This window comes from Streptomyces sp. NPDC037242 (genome assembly GCF_055604165.1).
Genome location: NZ_JBVJUY010000008.1, coordinates 135,538 through 152,029 on the forward strand (window position 1 = coordinate 135,538; position 16,492 = coordinate 152,029).

18 protein-coding genes are annotated in these 16,492 nt (G+C 72.3%); 4 read left to right on the plus strand and 14 right to left on the minus strand.

The window, feature by feature from the left end:
• Positions 1-3: 3 nt before the first annotated feature.
• Positions 4-696, minus strand: a complete 693-nt coding sequence (locus tag ACZ7GJ_RS12410) for a demethylmenaquinone methyltransferase (RefSeq protein ID WP_470751205.1) — start codon at positions 694-696, stop codon at positions 4-6.
• Positions 697-931: 235 nt separating this feature from the next.
• Here ACZ7GJ_RS12410 and ACZ7GJ_RS12415 point away from each other — a divergent pair, with 235 nt between their 5' ends.
• On the plus strand, positions 932-1,840 hold the full coding sequence (locus tag ACZ7GJ_RS12415; RefSeq protein ID WP_470751207.1) for a DUF3152 domain-containing protein: 909 nt from the start codon (positions 932-934) through the stop codon (positions 1,838-1,840).
• Between the two features lie 53 nt (positions 1,841-1,893).
• Entirely contained in the window at positions 1,894-2,187 is a 294-nt protein-coding gene (locus tag ACZ7GJ_RS12420; protein WP_470751208.1) for a helix-turn-helix domain-containing protein, read from the plus strand.
• On the opposite strand, the gene ACZ7GJ_RS12425 is transcribed toward ACZ7GJ_RS12420, so the two are convergent.
• The 13 genes from ACZ7GJ_RS12425 to ACZ7GJ_RS12485 all read right to left on the minus strand — a co-directional run bounded on the left by ACZ7GJ_RS12425 (position 2,153) and on the right by ACZ7GJ_RS12485 (position 14,364).
• On the minus strand, positions 2,153-2,797 hold the full coding sequence (locus ACZ7GJ_RS12425) for an imidazolonepropionase-like domain-containing protein (RefSeq protein ID WP_470751209.1): 645 nt from the start codon (positions 2,795-2,797) through the stop codon (positions 2,153-2,155). The two genes, ACZ7GJ_RS12420 and ACZ7GJ_RS12425, sit on opposite strands and share 35 nt — an antisense overlap.
• Positions 2,798-2,828: 31 nt before the next feature.
• Entirely contained in the window at positions 2,829-4,028 is a 1,200-nt protein-coding gene (mqnC, locus tag ACZ7GJ_RS12430) for a cyclic dehypoxanthinyl futalosine synthase (RefSeq protein WP_470751210.1), read from the minus strand.
• Between the two features lie 96 nt (positions 4,029-4,124).
• Positions 4,125-4,868: a prepilin peptidase gene (locus tag ACZ7GJ_RS12435; RefSeq protein WP_470751211.1), complete on the minus strand. Its 744-nt coding sequence runs from the start codon at positions 4,866-4,868 to the stop codon at positions 4,125-4,127.
• Positions 4,869-4,870: 2 nt separating this feature from the next.
• Positions 4,871-7,840, minus strand: coding sequence for a BTAD domain-containing putative transcriptional regulator (locus tag ACZ7GJ_RS12440; RefSeq protein WP_470751213.1), 2,970 nt, complete (start codon positions 7,838-7,840; stop codon positions 4,871-4,873).
• 51 nt (positions 7,841-7,891) lie between these two features.
• Positions 7,892-8,365, minus strand: coding sequence for a Tad domain-containing protein (locus ACZ7GJ_RS12445; protein WP_470751214.1), 474 nt, complete (start codon positions 8,363-8,365; stop codon positions 7,892-7,894).
• Complete coding sequence (locus ACZ7GJ_RS12450; RefSeq protein ID WP_470751215.1) at positions 8,362-8,808, minus strand: TadE/TadG family type IV pilus assembly protein; 447 nt, start codon at positions 8,806-8,808, stop codon at positions 8,362-8,364. The genes ACZ7GJ_RS12445 and ACZ7GJ_RS12450 overlap by 4 nt, the downstream gene beginning before the upstream one ends.
• A 7-nt stretch (positions 8,809-8,815) precedes the next feature.
• Positions 8,816-9,283 (minus strand): TadE family protein, encoded by a 468-nt coding sequence (locus ACZ7GJ_RS12455; protein WP_470751216.1) that lies wholly within the window; start codon positions 9,281-9,283, stop codon positions 8,816-8,818.
• 13 nt (positions 9,284-9,296) lie between these two features.
• Positions 9,297-9,545, minus strand: coding sequence for a hypothetical protein (locus tag ACZ7GJ_RS12460; RefSeq protein WP_214946958.1), 249 nt, complete (start codon positions 9,543-9,545; stop codon positions 9,297-9,299).
• Between the two features lie 49 nt (positions 9,546-9,594).
• Positions 9,595-10,530, minus strand: a complete 936-nt coding sequence (locus tag ACZ7GJ_RS12465; protein WP_470751217.1) for a type II secretion system F family protein — start codon at positions 10,528-10,530, stop codon at positions 9,595-9,597.
• Entirely contained in the window at positions 10,527-11,468 is a 942-nt protein-coding gene (locus ACZ7GJ_RS12470; protein ID WP_470751219.1) for a type II secretion system F family protein, read from the minus strand. The genes ACZ7GJ_RS12465 and ACZ7GJ_RS12470 overlap by 4 nt, the downstream gene beginning before the upstream one ends.
• Positions 11,469-11,475: 7 nt before the next feature.
• A complete protein-coding gene (locus ACZ7GJ_RS12475) occupies positions 11,476-12,783 on the minus strand; it encodes a CpaF family protein (protein WP_470751220.1) in 1,308 nt (435 codons plus the stop codon).
• The gene (locus tag ACZ7GJ_RS12480; RefSeq protein WP_470751221.1) at positions 12,780-13,625 is read right to left on the minus strand and encodes a hypothetical protein; all 846 of its coding nucleotides are present in this window, start codon (positions 13,623-13,625) and stop codon (positions 12,780-12,782) included. Before ACZ7GJ_RS12480 ends, ACZ7GJ_RS12475 begins: the two co-directional genes overlap by 4 nt.
• A 28-nt stretch (positions 13,626-13,653) precedes the next feature.
• On the minus strand, positions 13,654-14,364 hold the full coding sequence (locus ACZ7GJ_RS12485) for a hypothetical protein (RefSeq protein WP_470751222.1): 711 nt from the start codon (positions 14,362-14,364) through the stop codon (positions 13,654-13,656).
• Positions 14,365-14,768: 404 nt separating this feature from the next.
• Between ACZ7GJ_RS12485 and ACZ7GJ_RS12490 the strand changes: the two genes are divergently transcribed.
• Both ACZ7GJ_RS12490 and ACZ7GJ_RS12495 read left to right on the plus strand, forming a co-directional pair.
• On the plus strand, positions 14,769-15,416 hold the full coding sequence (locus tag ACZ7GJ_RS12490) for a hypothetical protein (RefSeq protein WP_470751224.1): 648 nt from the start codon (positions 14,769-14,771) through the stop codon (positions 15,414-15,416).
• On the plus strand, positions 15,404-16,444 hold the full coding sequence (locus tag ACZ7GJ_RS12495) for a hypothetical protein (RefSeq protein WP_470751225.1): 1,041 nt from the start codon (positions 15,404-15,406) through the stop codon (positions 16,442-16,444). Before ACZ7GJ_RS12490 ends, ACZ7GJ_RS12495 begins: the two co-directional genes overlap by 13 nt.
• Positions 16,445-16,492 lie beyond the last annotated feature (48 nt).

The window sequence follows — 16,492 nt, forward strand, 5'->3', positions numbered from 1 at the left end:
CTGCTACTCCTTGGTGCCGCGGTGCAGCGCGACGATCCCGCCGCTCAGGTTGCGCCAGGCGACCTTGCCCCAGCCGGCCTTCTGCAGCAGCGCGGCCAGCGCGGGCTGGTCGGGCCACTCGCGGATGGACTCGGCGAGGTAGACGTACGCGTCGGGGTTGGAGGACACCGCGCGGGCCACCGGCGGCAGGGCGCGCATCAGGTACTCGGTGTACACGGTCCGGAAGGGCGCCCAGGTGGGCTGCGAGAACTCGCAGATGACGACCTGGCCGCCGGGCTTGGTCACCCGGTACAGCTCGCGCAGGGCGGTGTCGGTGTCCTGGACGTTGCGCAGACCGAAGGAGATGGTGACGGTGTCGAAGACGTCGTCCTTGAAGGGCAGCCGGGTCGCGTCGCCCGCGGTCAGCGGCAGCCAGGGGTTGCGCTTCTTGCCCTCGCGCAGCATGCCCAGCGAGAAGTCGCAGGGGACGACGTACGCGCCGGTCGCTGCGAACGGCAGCGAGGAGGTGGCGGTGCCGGCGGCGAGGTCGAGGACGGTGTGCCCGGGGCGGGCGCCGACCGCCTTGGCGACCTCCTTGCGCCACAGGCGGGCCTGGCCGAGGGAGAGGACGTCGTTGGTGAGGTCGTAGTTCGCCGCCACACCGTCGAACATGGAGGCGACTTCGTGCGGCTGCTTGTCCAGGGAAGCGCGGGTCACTGGCGTTGGCCCCTCGGTGTACGGATCGGCTGGTACCACCCCATCCTCTCAGGCCCGCGGCGTCCTGCCGCGCGGGGTCGGCCCGTGTGCGGGCCTCGCGGCGGATTGCGGGCGGAACTGGCCCGAAGGACAGTTACGCAGGGTGTGCGCCGCCGCGTTGACTGGCCGGGTGCGGCCCCCGTGGGCCTGACCAGCGGCCCGATCCGTGGCGGCCGCCACGAGCAAAGGGCTTCACATGCCGGCAGGCCGTTCCACCGGTCGACCCCGCCGCAGTACCCGCGCGGGGCGCCGCGCGGCCGAGCGCCGCAGGCGGCTGCGCCGTACGCTGCTCCTCGGTTCCGCGGCGGTCCTCGTCGCGGTGTCGGCGACGGCGTACGCGATGGCTCCGGACGACGACAAGGTCACCACGGCCGCCGACGGCCGGGCGGCGCAGGACGCCCCCGCCGCCGAGGCTCAGCCGGAGCCGGAGCCTTCCGCCGCGGCCTCCTCGAAGGCGCCGCAGGCCACGGGCAGGCGCTCCGCCTCGCCCTCCCCCTCGGTCTCCGCCTCCCCCAGCCCGTCCGCCGCCGCCTCGCCGCCCGCCACCGCCACCGGGGGCTTCACCGCCTCCGCCGTCGCCGGCCAGCCGCAGGGCAAGGGCCCCGCGCGGCGCTGGCGGGTGGAGGTCGAGGAGGGCAGCGGGGTCGACCCGAACGCCGCGGCGCAGGCCGTCGAGGCGATCCTCGGGGATCCGCGCGGCTGGATCCGCGACCCGGCGTACGGTTTCCAGCTCGTCGGGGCCGGCCAGCCGGTGGACTTCACCGTGAAGATCGCCACGCCGACGACCACCGACCGGCTGTGCGAGGTGGTCACGCCGGAGCTGAAGGGCGAGACGAACTGCCGGGCCGGTCACACGGTGGTGGTCAACCTCAAGCGCTGGCAGGAGGGGTCTCCGCAGTTCAGCGGGCCGGTGGAGGAGTACCGGGCGCTGATCGTCAACCACGAGGTGGGGCACGAGCTCGGCCACGAGCACGAAACCTGCCCGGGTCCGGGCAAGCCGGCACCTGCGATGATGCAGCAGATCAAGGGGCTGCTCGGCTGCACCGCCAACGCATGGCCGTTCGACCGGAACGGAACCTATCTGTCCGGTCCGCGCGTCCCCTAGAACGGGGACAGGGCCGGACGGACCGGGCCTGCCGGGGGCGAGGAGTGGGAACCGTGCGCGTGGTCAGCTTCAGTGTTCCCGCGTGGTTCCCGTCGTACGACGCCAAGCTGCCCCCGGAGGCCGCGCCGGACGCCCAGCTGACCGAGCAGGAGTCGGCCGTGTTCCTGTGCCTGGCCACCGGCGCCTCGAACGCGGAGCTGGCCGCCGAGCTGCAACTGTCCGTCAGCACGGTCAAGTTCCACGTGCACAACATACGGACCAAGCTGGGCGGCATCAGCCGCCTCCAGGCCTGCCTGCTCGCCGCGCTCGCGCTCAGCGACGGCGGTGCAGCAGCCGGCCCCCGATGACCGTGGCCACACAGGTGGTCGGCCCCTGCTCCAGCAGTTCGTCCGGGCCCGACACGGCGAAGACCGCGAACCTGGCCGGGGCGCCGGGCTCCAGCACCCCGTGGAAGGCCTCCTCGGCCCGCTCCCGGCCGGCGAACGGGTCCAGGGACGGCTCGCCCTCGTAGGCGGCAGGCGCCACGACCGTCAGCCCCGAGCGCACCACCGCGGTCCGCACCGCCTGGACGGTGAACCGGCCGGCCACCGCCACCACCCCGCGGGCCAGCAGCTTCTGCGTGCCGCGCCGGGCGCTGTTGCCCCAGCGGGCCTCGGTCATCTTCAGGTCGGCCAACGCCTCGGCCCCGGTGATCGGTTCGCGGCCGAGCTCGGTGGTCTCGTACGGGTCGTCCGGGTAGTACGTCCGCTCCAGCAGCGCGTCGGCGCCCCGCACCAGCAGCCCCGGGGTGAGCACCCCGGGCCAGCGGCGGGCCCGGGCGTGCGGGTAGGCCGCGCCGAGTTCCTCGTACGGGCCCACGCGGGCGATCCGGTCGCCCTCGACGAGGACGGCGCCGCCGGGCAGGGGTGCGGACCCCGGCCCGGGGACGAGGAGTTCGGCGGTGTGGAGCGTCAGCATCGGCAGCGGTTCGCAGGCGTGGGCATTGGCGTCAGTTCGTGGAGATGAGCTTCAGCTCGGGGTGCGCGGTGCCGCCCTCGATGGCGGTGGAGGAGATGTGCGAGACCACGCGCTCGTCGACCGGGTCGTTCGCCGGGTCGTCGTGCACCAGGAGGTGCTCGTACGTCGTCGCGCGCTGCGCCGGGGTGCGGCCCGCCTTGCGGATCAGGTCGATGATCTCCTGGCGGTTGGAGCGGTGCTTGGCACCGGCCGAGGAGACGACGTTCTCCTCCAGCATGATCGAGCCCAGGTCGTCCGCGCCGTAGTGCAGCGAGAGCTGGCCCGCCTCCTTGCCCACGGTCAGCCAGGAGCCCTGGATGTGGGCGATGTTGTCGAGGAAGAGCCGCGCGATCGCGATCATGCGCAGGTACTCGAAGACCGTCGCCTGGGTGCGGCCCTTGAGGTGGTTGTTCTCGGGCTGGTACGTGTACGGGATGAAGGCGCGGAAGCCGCCTGAGCGGTCCTGCGTGTCCCGGATCATCGCGATGTGCTCGATGCGCTCGGCGTTGGTCTCACCGGTGCCCATCAGCATGGTGGAGGTGGATTCCACGCCCAGCTTGTGGGCGAGCTCCATGATCTCCAGCCAGCGCTCGCCGGACTCCTTGAGCGGGGCGATCGCCTTGCGCGGGCGCTCCGGCAGCAGTTCGGCGCCGGCGCCGGCGAAGGAGTCGAGGCCGGCCGCGTGGATGCGGCGGATGGCCTCCTCCGCGGACACCTTGGAGATGCGGGCCATGTGCTCGACCTCGGACGCGCCGAGGGAGTGGATGACCAACTGCGGGAAGGCCGCCTTGATGGCGGAGAAGTGGTGCTCGTAGTACTCGACGCCGTAGTCCGGGTGGTGTCCGCCCTGGAACATGACCTGCGTGCCGCCGAGCTCCACGGTCTCCGCGCAGCGGCGCAGGATGTCGTCGAGGTCGCGCGACCAGCCCTTCTTGGTGTCCTTCGGGGCCGCGTAGAAGGCGCAGAACTTGCACGCCGTCACACACACGTTGGTGTAGTTGATGTTGCGCTCGATGATGTACGTCGCGATGTGCTCGGTACCCGCGTAGCGGCGGCGGCGCGCCTCGTCGGCGGCCTTGCCGAGCGCGTGCAGCGGTGCGTGGCGGTAGAGGTCGAGCGCCTCTTCCTTGGTGATCCGGCCCCCTGCGGCGGCGCGGTCGAGGACAGACTGGAGAGCGGCCTGGTCGGTCACCGGTGCGTCACCTTTCGGCGGTGTGTCAAGAGGTCCGGACCGATCCAGCCTACGCCAGGGTCATGACCACTTCCGGGACACCCCTGGAGATCGCGCTCAGCCGAGCCCGCCGTACACCACCGCGGCCAGCGCCCCGGCGAGCATGAAGGGGCCGAAGGGCATCGCGGTGCTGCGGCCCCCGCGGCCCAGGAGCATCAGGCCGAGGCCGTGGACCGCGCCCGCGAGGAAGGCGGCGAAGGTCCCGAGGAACAGGACGGGCCAGCCGTACCAGCCCAGCACCTGGCCCAGGGCGAGGGCCAGTTTGACGTCGCCGAAGCCCATGCCGCGGGGGCTGATCAGGAACAGCGTGAAGTAACAGCCGCCCAGGGCCAGGCCGCCGAGCAGGGCCGTCGGCCAGGAGCCCGCGGCCCCGGGGAACAGTGCGGCCAGCCCCAGCCCGGCCGCCGTCAGTACGGCGAGCGGCAGCGTCAGCACGTCGGGCAGCCGGAACACGGCCGCGTCGACGAGGGCCAGCAGGACCCCGAACGGCGCGAGGGCCAGCCACACGAACAGCTCCGGGCGGCCCCCGACGGCCGCGGCGAGCGCCCCGCAGGCGGCCGCGGTCAGCAGGACGGGCAGCAGCGCGGGCCGGTACGCCCCGCCGCCTCCGCAGGGCGCGCAGACCGCGCGGCCCAGCCAGCCCCGGGCGACTCCCGCCAGCGGGTGGCCGGCGGGGCACCGCGTACGCCACGCGTCGTCCGGTTCGACGGCGAGCCGGTAGGCGGCGCGCGGTACGAGAAGGCCCCAGCCGGCGCCCCACAGGGCGGCGCCGGCCACGATCAGGGCCTGCGTCACGTCCAACGTCAGCCCGCCGACGCGCTGTCGCCGCGCCAGGTCGGCAGCAGTTCGTCGAGGAGGGCGGACGTACGCGGCGGCAGGCCGCGGCCGCCGCCGAGCGCGCCGGCGCGCATGGCCAGCGAGTCGGCGAGCGCCGTCAGGCGTCCCGTGTCGCCGGTGGCGTGGGTGGCCCGGACCATCTCGTTCCACAGCCGCTCGTCGTTGGGCGACAGCGACATGGCGGTGGAGAGCGCGCCGATGGCCTGCTCGGGCCGGTCCTGGCCGAGCTGGTGCTCGGAGAGGGTCAGGGCGACCTCGGTGACGAGCAGCGGCAGCTGCGCGTCGATGATCTCGTGGGAGAGCCAGCCGTACCGCCCCGCGGGCCGGTCCGGGAGCAGGTCTCCCCGTACGAGGCCCAGCGCGTCGGTGAGCAGCCGCTCGCGGATGCCCGCGTTGCGGGTTCCGCGGCCCTGCGTCGCCTCGTGGTGCAGCGACCGCAGCACGTCGAGGTCGGAGACCACGGACGGCGCGAGGGTGAGCCGCCCGGCCGCGCCCGCGCGCAGCCTCGGGGTGCCGTCGGGGTCGGTGCCGAGCCACTCCCGCATCCGCTCGATGAGCGCGTCGCGGACGTCGTCGGTCACGCCCCGCGGCCACAGCGCGGCGGCGAGCACCCTGGGGTTGACGCCCTCGCGGTGGAGCAGGCACATGGCGAGCGCCTCGGTCATCAGCGCGGCGCGGTCGGGATCCGGGGTGCCGAGGCCGATGAGCTCGACCGGGCCGATGATCCGGGCGTAGACCGCCGGGCGGCCCTGCTCGGTGACGTCGACCAGGAAGGGCGGGGCGCCCGGGTCCGGCTCGTGGCCGGTCTCGCCGTCGGCGTCCCGGAAGAGCTGTACGACGGCTTCGTGCTGGGCCCGGGGCAGCGTCTGCGCCTGGAGTTCGAGGCCCAGTACGGGGGCGAGCAGCCGGCCGTCGGAGGTGGCCTCCAGCTCCCAGACCGCGCCGGGCAGGCTCTGCGTCGGCGTACCGAGGAGGTAGCCGATGCCGAGGCGGGCGGCGTCGGCGCCGAGTGCGGCGAGCTCGGCGGCCTGTTCCCCGGTCGGCTCGGCGGCGAGCAGCACGAAGTGCGGCGCCCACCGGTTGTCCTGCGCGTGGCCGGTGCGGCCGGTGAGGACGGAGTCGTGGCCGGCCGCGCCCAGGGCGCCGGCCCGCTGCCGGGTCTCGGCCTCCATGACCGGCAGCAGGTCGTCGATCCCGGGCAGGTGGCGCAGCCGGGTGGGTGCGAGGGCGGTGAGCTCCTCGCCGAAGCCGACCAGGGTGATCGTCAGGCGGTCGGACCAGCCGTTGGTCGCGAGTTCGGCGGCGATTGAGGACATGACCGCCGACCGGTCCGTGGCGGCGCCGGTCAGGGCGACCACGCCGGGTACGGCCTCCAGGTTCAGCAGCAGGCGGTTCCCGTCGAGGGTGCCGATGCTGACGAGTCCCGGGTAGGGGGCCGCGGTGTCGACGGACGGGGCGGCCTCGGCGGACACGGCGTCCAGGCTCCAGACCGTGTGGTCCTGGCCCTGCTGCCACGGCGCGGGCGGGGCGGCCTCGCCGTCGCCGAGCTGGAGGTGGACCTCGCCGCCGGCGAGCCAGGCCGCGTACACGGTCGGCAGCGGGCGGGAAGCCGCGGTGAGCGCCTCGGACAGGCCGCGCAGGGAGCGGTCGAGGCGGCGTACGGCGTCGGGGTCGGCGCCGACGAACAGCGCGTCCTGCGCGTTGGCCGCCTCGCCCGTGGGGATGGGCGGGGGCGTCATCCCGCGGCCCGAGACGGCGCCGATCGCGGACTGCCACAGCGCGGTGCGGCGACGGCGGCCGAGGGCGGCCAGCAGGCCCGCGGCGAGCAGCGGGGACGCGAGGAGGGCCTCGGGGAGGTTCTCCGTGACGGCCTCGGTGAGGGTCGCGGACAGGCTGGAGGAGGAGTCGCCGGCGTCCGCGGTCTGCGCCTGGGCGCCGGTGGCCGCGGCGGACTTGTCCTGGGTGGCCCAGTCGCGGGGCATGACGAACTGGGTGGTGTCGGTGTCCGTGGCACCGGTGGCGGCGGCCGCGCCGCCCTTGGCCGCGTCGGCCGTGGCGCCGGTGGCCAGCGCGTGGTCGCCGCTCTTGGAGTACTCCACGATCTGCTCGCGGACCTCCTCGGAGACCTTCGGCGCCGCGTCCGGCATCTCCACGAGATCGCCGCCGTACGCGTCGGCGGGCATCTCCATGATCCAGCCGGGCCGGATCAGGCTGGCCTTCGACAGCTGCTCGCCGTCGGGCTGCACGCGGTCCTTGTTGAGCTCGTAGATCTCGGAGTAGCGCCGGCCGTCGCCCAGGTGCCGCTCGGAGATCTCCCACAGCGAGTCGTGGTGGCGGCCCTCGGGGGGCTGGATCCGGTAGAACTTCGTTCCGGCTTCCCGGGCCTGCTCGGCCGCCTGCCGGTCGGACTCCGCCTGTTCCGCGGCCCGGTCCTGGGCCGCCTGCTGCGCCTGCTGCCCGGGGGTCTGCTGGGCGGAGGCCGTGACACCCGGCCGGTGCTGGTCCTCCAGCGACTGGCCCAGCTGCGAGAGACCGGGCGTGAAGCTCGCCGCTCCGGCGGTCACCAGCAGCAGGGCCGCGACGAGTTGCCGGGCGAGGGCCTGGCTGGCCCCGGCGGCGGGCACGCGCGTCGGCATGCCGAACCCGGTGACGGCGGCCTTGACCTCGACGAGGACGCACGCGGTGAACTGGGCCCACGCCAGCCACACGACCACGGTCAGCACGGAGATGAACGTGTTGACGGTGATCTGCTGGCGGAGCATGTCCAGCGAGGGCACCTCGTCCGGCAGCGGCCAGCCGACCTGCGACGCGAGCGCCACCGGGACTCCGAGCACGAGCCCGGCCAGCGCGAGGAACGCGAAGAACGCCTTGACGAAGTCGCCGAAGGTCCGCCGCGGTCTCGGTGCGGCGCTCGAACGGGAGGTGCTGCGTGCCATGGCGGCTTCCTGTGTGGAGAGAGCGGTGGGGCGGAACGGGGGTCGCGCGGGCTATCCGGTCACGGACTCGGCGACCGCTCTGCCGCGGACCGTGACCGGTCCGCGGTGGTAGAGGCCGAGCACGGGCCGGTAGGTCAGCTGGATCTCGACCTGGACCCGCTGGGCGCCGGCCGAGACACAGTAGGACGCGTTGACGTCCGGGAGCGCCATCTTGGACTCCTCGGCGAACCGGCGGACCCGGCCCGTGCAGTTCTGGTAGTTGATCGGGGCGCCGCCCGAACCCGCGTACAGGGCGGCCCGGTCGATGTCCTGTGCGGCGAAGCGGGCGGCCTGCTCGGCGAGGTCCGCGGCCCGTTCCCGCTGGGAGATCGCCATGCCGCCGTCGACGACGAAGGCGGCCAGGAACAGGAAGAGGATGCTGAAGATGATCAGCGCTGCGGCGCCGGAACCTCGGTCGTCCAGCTCCGCACGGCGTTCCTCGAACAGCGCCTCGGCCCGGGCCCTCAGCCCGTCCAGCGCTCTCATGCCGCCCTCCGGAAGGGGTCCAGGGAGGAGGTGGCCCGGCCGCTGATCCTGGTCGGGATGTCGAGTCCGAGCATGCGAAGGCCGCGGATCTCGCAGCTGACCTCCACGGTGAAGAAGCCGCCGGGCTCGAAGCCCGCGCTCGTCTTCTGCACCGACACCGCCCCCGAGCACACGTCGCTCAGGTCGGCCTCCGCGGCCTTGACCGCTTCGGCCATCGCGATGTCCCGGTTCTTCTGGATGGACCCGGCCCGGGCCGCGTCGCGCGCGGCGCCGTCGACCGCGCCGCGGCCCTGGGCGAGCTGCCCGAAGGCGACGAGGACCAGGATGAAGAGGAAGAAGACGGGCGCGATGATGACCACCTCGATGGTGGAGATCCCCCGCGCGTCGCTGCCGCGGACGCGTGCCCACCGGCCGCGTGCCCACTGCCGTATCCGAGGACTCATCCGGCCCTCACCCCCCGTCCCGTACGAAACGCTCGACCGGCCCGCTCGACTGGGCGTGGATGGTCAGGTCGAGCCCCGGCACGATGCTCGGCGCGCGGGCCGTGACCACGACCCGGACCGTGTTCGGCGCCGGCTGGTCGACCGTCACGTCCGGGCCGAGGACCAGCTGCGGGCCCAGCTGCTGGATGTAGCTGTTCGTCGTTGCCCGCGCCTTGCCCTGCCAGGCGCCGGGGTTGGCGTCCGCCGAGGCACGGGCCTCGCGGGCACCGGCCTGGGCCGCGGCCTGCGCCACCTGGTCCGCGAAGGAGTACATGGCGAACTGCACCGCCGCGAAGATCATGAAGAACAGCAGCGGCGTGAGGAAGACGAACTCGATCGCGGTCATGCCGGAGTCACCGCGGGCGGAGGCGGCCTCCACCCTGCGGCGTACGGCGCTGCGGAGTCGGGCAGCGCAGCCGTTCACGACATCGGTCACCGGGAAGGTACGGCTACTTGCAGGTGCCGGACTGGTTGGCGCCCGCGATGCAGTTGCCGACCTTCGTGGCACCCGTGCTGAGCGCGGCGTTGATGATGGCGGCGACGACGCCGACGATCGCGACGACGACCGCCGAGATGATCACCCATTCCACGGCGGACGCACCGCGGTCCAGCTCACCGGACCGGGCGCGCTGCACGCGGCCCTGCAGGAAGGTGATCAGGAAGTCGACGGCCGGGTGGCTTTTGCGGAAGCCGTTCATGTGGAGGGTCCTCTCGGAAGAAGGGGATAACGGGACGGGTCGGGCGGGGTCAGGCGCCTTGGAAGACGCGCACTGCCGCCGGGAAGATCAGGAAGATCAGGAAGCCGCCGCAGAGCAGGAGCTGGGCCACGAGCATCGACTGCGACTTCTCGCCGGCGCTGCCCTCGATCTCGGCCATCTCCCGGTGGCGCATCGTTTCGGCGCGGGAGGCCAGGGACTCCCGTACCTTCGCGCCGTCCTCCGCGACGAGTCCCAGCGCGCTCGCCAGGTCCTTCAGCTCCTCCACGCCCAGCTCCTCGCCGAGCATGCCGAGCGCCTGCCACTGGCTGGTGCCGGTGATCCTGGCGTCCGCCAGGGTGTTGCGGATGCGCCGCAGGGCCCAGCCGTCACTGACCTCGGCGGCCGCCATCAGCGCCTCGGGCAGGCCGCGGCCGCCGGCGAGGTTCATCGCGACCAGGTCGAGATAGGCACCGATGACCCGGCGCAGGTCGCGGCGCTTGTCCGCCGCGTCCCGGCGCACCTCCAGGTCGGGGAGGAAGAAGAACAGCGCGCCGCAGGCCAGGGCCATCCAGACCGGGATGACCGGTCCGCTGGCGAAGCCGATGGTCCAGACGATCGCGAAGAGGAACGGACCGAAGATCAGGCCGACCGCGCCCAACAGGATCTTCGTCGCCAGGAAGTTCTCCCAGCTGCGTTCCAGGACGTTCAGGTCGGCCCGCAGGGAGCGCTGTTCCCAGCCCTGCTGCCGGTAGAGGTCGGCGACCCGGGCACCGATGCCGGCCCGCAGGGTGCCGAGCCGGCCGGAGTCCTCCTCCTGCGCGGCCGAGCGCCCGGGCGACTCGTACAGGGCGCCGCGCGCCCGCATCGCGTCGATCTGGGCCACGGTCGCCACCGCGCCGCGCTTGGAGGGCACCAGGGCCCGTACGAGGGCGTAGATGCCGAGACCGAGGACCGCCCCGATCACGACCGGAAGGGTGAGGTTCACCTCGGACCGACCTCCTCACGTTCGGACGGGGGCTGCGCGAAGCGCACCGGCTGTGCGTCGCGGACCAGGAAGCGCTCGGGCGTCTCGATGGTGGACAGCTTGCGCAGCCACAGGAAGCCCAGCGCGAAGAGCGCGCACACCAGGGCCAGGACTACCTGGCCCACCGCGGAGTTGTACGGGGACACGAAGTCCGGGTTGAAGATCGAAAGGCCGAGTACGAAGGCGACGCTGACGCCGACGACGATCTGCACACTGCGCCGGGTGCTGGAGCGCTGGGCCATCACGCGCTGGCGCATGTCGACCTCCTCGCGCGCGGACTTGGCCAGCGCGCCCAGGACCTGGCGCAGACCGGGGCCGCGCAGCCGGGCGTTGAGGATCAGCGCGGCGACGATGATGTCGGCGGACGCGTCGTCGATCTCGTCGGCGAGGTGCTGGAGCGCGTCCGGCAGCGGCATGCGGGCCCGCAGCCTGTCGACCAGCGTCTCCAGGTGGGGCCGCAGGGCCGGGGCCGCGGCGCGCGCCGAGGCGGGGATGGCCTGCTCCAGGCCGACCGCGCCGGCGATGGTGTCGCGCAGCGACTCGGTCCAGGCCGCGAGGGCCTCGACGCGGCGCATCGCGGACCGCTCCTCGGCGGCGCCGCCAAAGAGGCGCTCCCAGAAGAACACCAGGACGCCGGTGGCGATGCCGGCCACCGCCCAGCGGGTCAGCAGCAGGATGACCAGGCCGGTGCCGATCGCGAGGGAACCGCGACGGCCGGCGAAGCGGGCCAGCTCGGCCAGCCGCTCGCGCGAATTGGCCTGCTCGTGCTCCGGCTTGACGGGCAGCCCGCGGATCGCGGCCGTGAGCAGGGCGAGCCCGCCGCCGACCACGAGGCCGCACACCAGCGCGTACAGGACGGGCAGCGAGAACACGCCGCCCATGGAGGTGATGCCGTTCATGTCCGCCTCACCCCCAGGATCCGCTGGGGCGGTAGCCGTAGGGAACGAGCTCCTCGATGCAGGAGATCGGGGCGTGCGGGACGACCCGGCCGTCGGGGGTCTCCGCGAAGACCTCGCTGGACAGCACGCGGCCGTCGACGCCGTTCACCTCGCGTACGGAGGTGACGACGCGGCGGAGCCTGCCGCCGCTCTGGAAGGCGTTGCGGCGCTCGACGAAGACCACGAAGTTGATGGCACCGGCGACCAGCATCTGGCTGGCCTCGATGGGCAGCCGCTCGGCGGCCTGCAGCGCGTAGGTGGAGATACGGCTGAAGACCTCGCTGGAGCTGTTCGCGTGGATCGTGGAGAGCGAGCCGTCGTTGCCCTGGGACATCGCGTTGAGCATGGTGACGATCTCGTCCCCGAGCACCTCACCGACGATGACCCGGGAGGGGTTCATACGCAGCGAGCGGCGCACCAGCTCGGACATCATGATGGCGCCCTGGCCCTCGGAGTTGGGCAGCCGCTCCTCGAAGGCCACGACGTTGGGGTGCAGCTCGGAGAACGTGTCGAGGCCGAGCTCCAGGGCCCGCTCCACCGTGATGAGGCGTTCGTGCGGCGGTATCTCGTTGGCGAGCGCGCGCAGCAGCGTGGTCTTGCCGGCGTTGGTCGCACCGGCGATCATGATGTTCTTGCGGGCGCGGACCGCGCAGGACAGGAAGTGGCCGAGCTCCGGGGTGAGCGTTCCGTTGCCCACCAGATCCGACATGAAGACCTTGCCCATGCGGGCGCGACGGATCGACAGCGACGGCCGCCGTGTCACGTCCATGACCGCCGACAGGCGGGAACCGTCGGGCAGCCGCAGGTCGAGCTGCGGGTTGGCGGAGTCGAAGGGGCGCGAGGAGAGGCCGGAGTAGGCACCGAGGACCTGGATGAGCTCGATGAGCTCCTCGTCGGTCTCGGCCACCGGGTCGGACCGGACCTCGTTGCCGTTGGCGTACCCGACGAACACCTGGTCGCAGCCGTTGATGTCGATGTTCTCGACCTCGGGGTCGTCGAGCAGCGGCTGGAGCCGGCCCACGCCGAAGAGCGCCGCGTGGACGGCGGCGGCGAACTGCTCCTCGGTCTCGGCGTCGAGGGGGGTGCGGCCCGCGTTGATCTCGCCGCGGGCGTACTCCTCCAGGATCTGGGCGATGACGGCGCGGGCGTATTGCCGCTCGTCCTCGCCGGACATCTGCATGAGGCCCGACAGCTGGTCGACGCGGCGCTGTTCGGCGATCCGGTCGCCGGCCTCCTGCCGGAAGCGCTTGACGAGCTGGTGGTCGACCGCGCTCATCGGGCCGTGCCAGGTGCGGCGCCGGAGGGACCGTTGGGAGCGGCCCACACGGCGCCGTACTGCTGGTTCAGGTCGAAGGAGACCTGCCGGGCGGACCGGATCAGCAGCGACTTGTCCAGCCGGCCGCGCCGGCGGCCCGCCAACTGGTCCGCGCCCTGCGGGTCGTACGCGAGGGAGCCGACCACGCGGACGCCCGAGTGCGAGGCGACCAGCATGTCGTTGACCTGGCCGACCACCTTGGAGGAGTCCTTGGGGTCGGTCACCAGCAGCACGCCGAGCAGCGGCGTGCCCAGCTGTCCGGCGCCGCGCTGGGAGCCGTGCAGCTTGGCGGACAGCGCGAGGGCCCGGTCCCGTACGCGGGCGATGCTCTCCGGCTGCGTACGGCCGACCAGCAGCACCAGGCTGGCGTGGGCGAACAGCTCCATCGCGGGGCCGTCGCCACCGATCCGGCCGCAGTCGGCGATGACGTCGGCGGGCGAGTGCGGGGACTCGGCGAGCGAGGCGAACGCCCGGCCGAGCAGCGGCCACTGGCCGACGAGGCCGGCGGACTGCTCGGACGAGCCGATGCCGACGAGTACGTCGAGGCCGCCGGACATCGTCTGGGCGTGGTCCCAGAGCTGGTCCGGCGCGAGGCCGCGACGCGCGGTCGCAGCGATCGACAGCATGCCGGTGTTCGGGTTGAGCGGTCCCCCGTGGGAGGCAGCACCGCGGTATACGAGGTCACCGCCGGCCGGGTCCGCCTCCGCGAGCAGCGTGCGCCGCGGCCATACGGCTGCGAGCGCGACGGCCGCGGTGGTCACACCGGGTGAGCCCTTGTCGGCGGCGAGTGCGATGAGCGCCATGTCTTCTGCTTTCCTGTGCGCCCGTGAATCAGCCGGAGGCCGACGGGATGAGCACCAGGGACACCTGGCCGGCCGCGGCCGCCTGGGTCAGTGGCGCGATCTCGTTGGTGCTGACCATGACGGTGACGGGCAGGCTTCCGCTGCCGATGGACTTGCCGTCGCCGACGATGACGTCGTTGACCCTGGCGTCGCGCACGAGCAGCGTGTTGGCCTCGCCGGCACCTGCGTTGCCCGCGGGCTTGGTGGCGTCGGCGCTCACGCGGTACGCGGCGACGTGGTCGCCGGCCTTGAGCCCGGAGGGGTACTGGCCGTCCTTGAGGGAGAGGCCGACGAAGGCCTTGCCGTCCGGGAGGCCCTTGACGTCGGAGAACATCTCGCCGATCGCGATGGTGCCCTTGACCAGGCTGTTCTTGGCCTGGAGCGCCTTCAGCGCCTCTCGCTGCTCCCACCGCACGTAGTGGACGGCGGGGTCGTCCGCCACCATCACGGGCGTCATGCTGGCGTCGCTCACGGACTTGCCCGCGGCGATGTCCGCCGAAATGCGGACGACCTCGATGCGCTCACCGGCCCGCAGGACGAGCACGGTGGCCCCGAGGGCACCGGCGAGGATGAGCAGTACCGCCAACGCGGCGAGCGCGGGCTTGCGTTCCCGACCCGAGGAGGGCAGTCGCTCACCAACGCCCTGAGCGGACCCTGAACCCCTGTGGCTCGCCGCACCCGAACGTTCCTGGACCTTCACTCCACCGCTCCCCCGTGCACTACCACAGACAAAATCGGTCATTCAGCAACAGAACCTGGGCCTGTTTAAGACTTGACCGAACCATAGAAAAAGCAAGCTGATCGCACGGTAGCAGTAGCACATAGGCACCTCAAGGCGAGTTGGTCGCCGTGAGACCGGACCGCGCATAAATGAGTACGCGTACTCAGACGGCACTGGTTCCCGGCTAGGAGGATGGGCCTACAACCGCTCCCGCGGAGCCCCCGGACGGCACGCAACCCTCACATTCGCCGCATTCCCCATGACCCGGCCGCACCGCGGCCGATCTCCACGGGATCCAGCCACATTCGCCCTGGCGAAACCATTCTCTGCGCCGGTAGCGTCAGAACGCTTCAGATGACCCTCGCCCCACCAGGAGCTGCCCAGTGAACCGCCGCACTTTGCCCGTTGCAGTCGCCGCCGCGGCGACTGCCCTGCTCCTGACCTCGTGCGGCGGAGGCAGCGGCAAGGCCAACGACAAGATCGCCGGCGCGGACGGGAGCTCCGCACCGTCGTCCGCGTCGCCGAGCGCGAGCCCGTCGGACACGGCGGGGCGTCCAAAAATCACGCTCCCCGCGGACCTGAAGCACGAGTTCGAGGGCTGGACCACGGGTGACCCCGTGAAGGACGCCCTTCTCTCGGACATCACACAGGCCGTCGCCTCCGTCGACGCCGCCATCGCGAGCGACGAGGCCGAGTCTCCCGCGGTCGCCTTCTACCACACGGGCGATGCGCTCATCGGCGCCTCGACCTGGATCGCGAAGCTCAAGAACGACGGCCTGACGGCCACCGGGACCACGCGGTTCTTCAACCCCAAGACCGAGGTCTACGACGACAAGTCCGCAGGCGTCGCCTACTGCTCGGACGAGAGCAAGGCGTTCGCCAAGGAGCGCAAGACGGGCAAGGTCCTCACCACACCCGTCACGAGCAACTCGTACGTCAAGTACTCGATCAGGGTGGCCAAGAACCAGCAGGGCGTCTGGCAGACCACGAACCTCACCTCGAAGCGGGGAGACAAGACGTGCACACCGTAGGGCTTCCGCTGCGCTGGCTCGCAGCGGGGACAGTAGCCGCCGCACTGGCGCTCATACCGTCCACCGCGAACGCGGACATACCACCCAATGACTCCAGAGGAGGCGACACCAGCGGCAGCCTGAACAACGGCAAGCTCCAGTCGACCGTCCAGCTCTCCGGGGACAAGAGGGCGCCCGGCGCGGCGCCCAAGGGCTTCACCTCGGCGAGCAACTGGACGCCGCCCGCCTGCTGGTACGAACCCCGCTCGGCCGCCGAGTTCCAGGCCTACGTCGAGGCGTTCTACACCTCCACCATCAACTACCCCGGCCAGCACAGCTACGCCAAGCAGGCGGTGGGCCAGTTCCGGGACATCTACAAGGACGGCAAGTACAAGAACTACAACCTCGACAAGGCGAGCGAGGGCGCCTTCTGGGTCGCCGTCCAGAACCCCGACCGCATGGACGAGCTCGGCGCCTTCTCGTGCAGCGACCTGCCCGAATGGGTCCCGAACGGCACACCGCCGCCCTTCCGCCAGGCCATCACCCCCGAGATGCTCGCGCAGGCCGCGTACGGCGCGATCGACCTGCCGGCGACCAGGGTCAGCCTGGCCCCCGCGGACAACACCAAGGTCAACCTCGGCACCTGGGCCTGGCTGGACAAGAACGTCTTCGAGCCGAAGAGCGTCACCGCCTCCCTCAGCGCGGGTGGCACCAACATCTCGGCGACCGCCACCGCCACGCCCGCGTCCGTACGCCTGAAGCCCGGTACGGGGGACGCGACGCTCCACCCGGGTTCCGGTGAGTGCGCGTTCAACCCCGGCGGCGGGGCCGGCGTTCCCTTCACCGCGGGGTCCGAGAACCAGACCCCGCCCTGCGGGATCACCTACCTGCGCTCCTCCGGCAACGGCACGTACCCGCTCCAGGCCTCCGTCACCTGGAACGCCAGCTGGACCGGCAGCAACGGCCAGGGAGGCGCGCTGCCCTCCGGCTCCATGGAGGGCGAGCCCCAGAACGTGACGGTCCAGGAGATCCAGGCCGTCAACCGCTGACGAACACGAGTGCCGCTGCCCGCCGGGAACACCCCGGCGGACAGCGGC

Excerpts from the sequence above, each read along its gene's own strand:
- ACZ7GJ_RS12460 (WP_214946958.1), bottom strand. The coding sequence starts at position 9,545 with ATGAACGGCTTCCGCAAAAGCCACCCGGCCGTCGACTTCCTGATCACC.
- ACZ7GJ_RS12475 (WP_470751220.1), bottom strand. The coding sequence starts at position 12,783 with ATGAGCGCGGTCGACCACCAGCTCGTCAAGCGCTTCCGGCAGGAGGCC.
- ACZ7GJ_RS12470 (WP_470751219.1), bottom strand. The coding sequence starts at position 11,468 with ATGAACGGCATCACCTCCATGGGCGGCGTGTTCTCGCTGCCCGTCCTG.
- ACZ7GJ_RS12425 (WP_470751209.1), bottom strand. The coding sequence starts at position 2,797 with ATGCTGACGCTCCACACCGCCGAACTCCTCGTCCCCGGGCCGGGGTCC.
- ACZ7GJ_RS12415 (WP_470751207.1), top strand. The coding sequence starts at position 932 with ATGCCGGCAGGCCGTTCCACCGGTCGACCCCGCCGCAGTACCCGCGCG.
- ACZ7GJ_RS12450 (WP_470751215.1), bottom strand. The coding sequence starts at position 8,808 with ATGAGTCCTCGGATACGGCAGTGGGCACGCGGCCGGTGGGCACGCGTC.
- ACZ7GJ_RS12440 (WP_470751213.1), bottom strand. The coding sequence starts at position 7,840 with ATGGCACGCAGCACCTCCCGTTCGAGCGCCGCACCGAGACCGCGGCGG.
- ACZ7GJ_RS12445 (WP_470751214.1), bottom strand. The coding sequence starts at position 8,365 with ATGAGAGCGCTGGACGGGCTGAGGGCCCGGGCCGAGGCGCTGTTCGAG.
- ACZ7GJ_RS12480 (WP_470751221.1), bottom strand. The coding sequence starts at position 13,625 with ATGGCGCTCATCGCACTCGCCGCCGACAAGGGCTCACCCGGTGTGACC.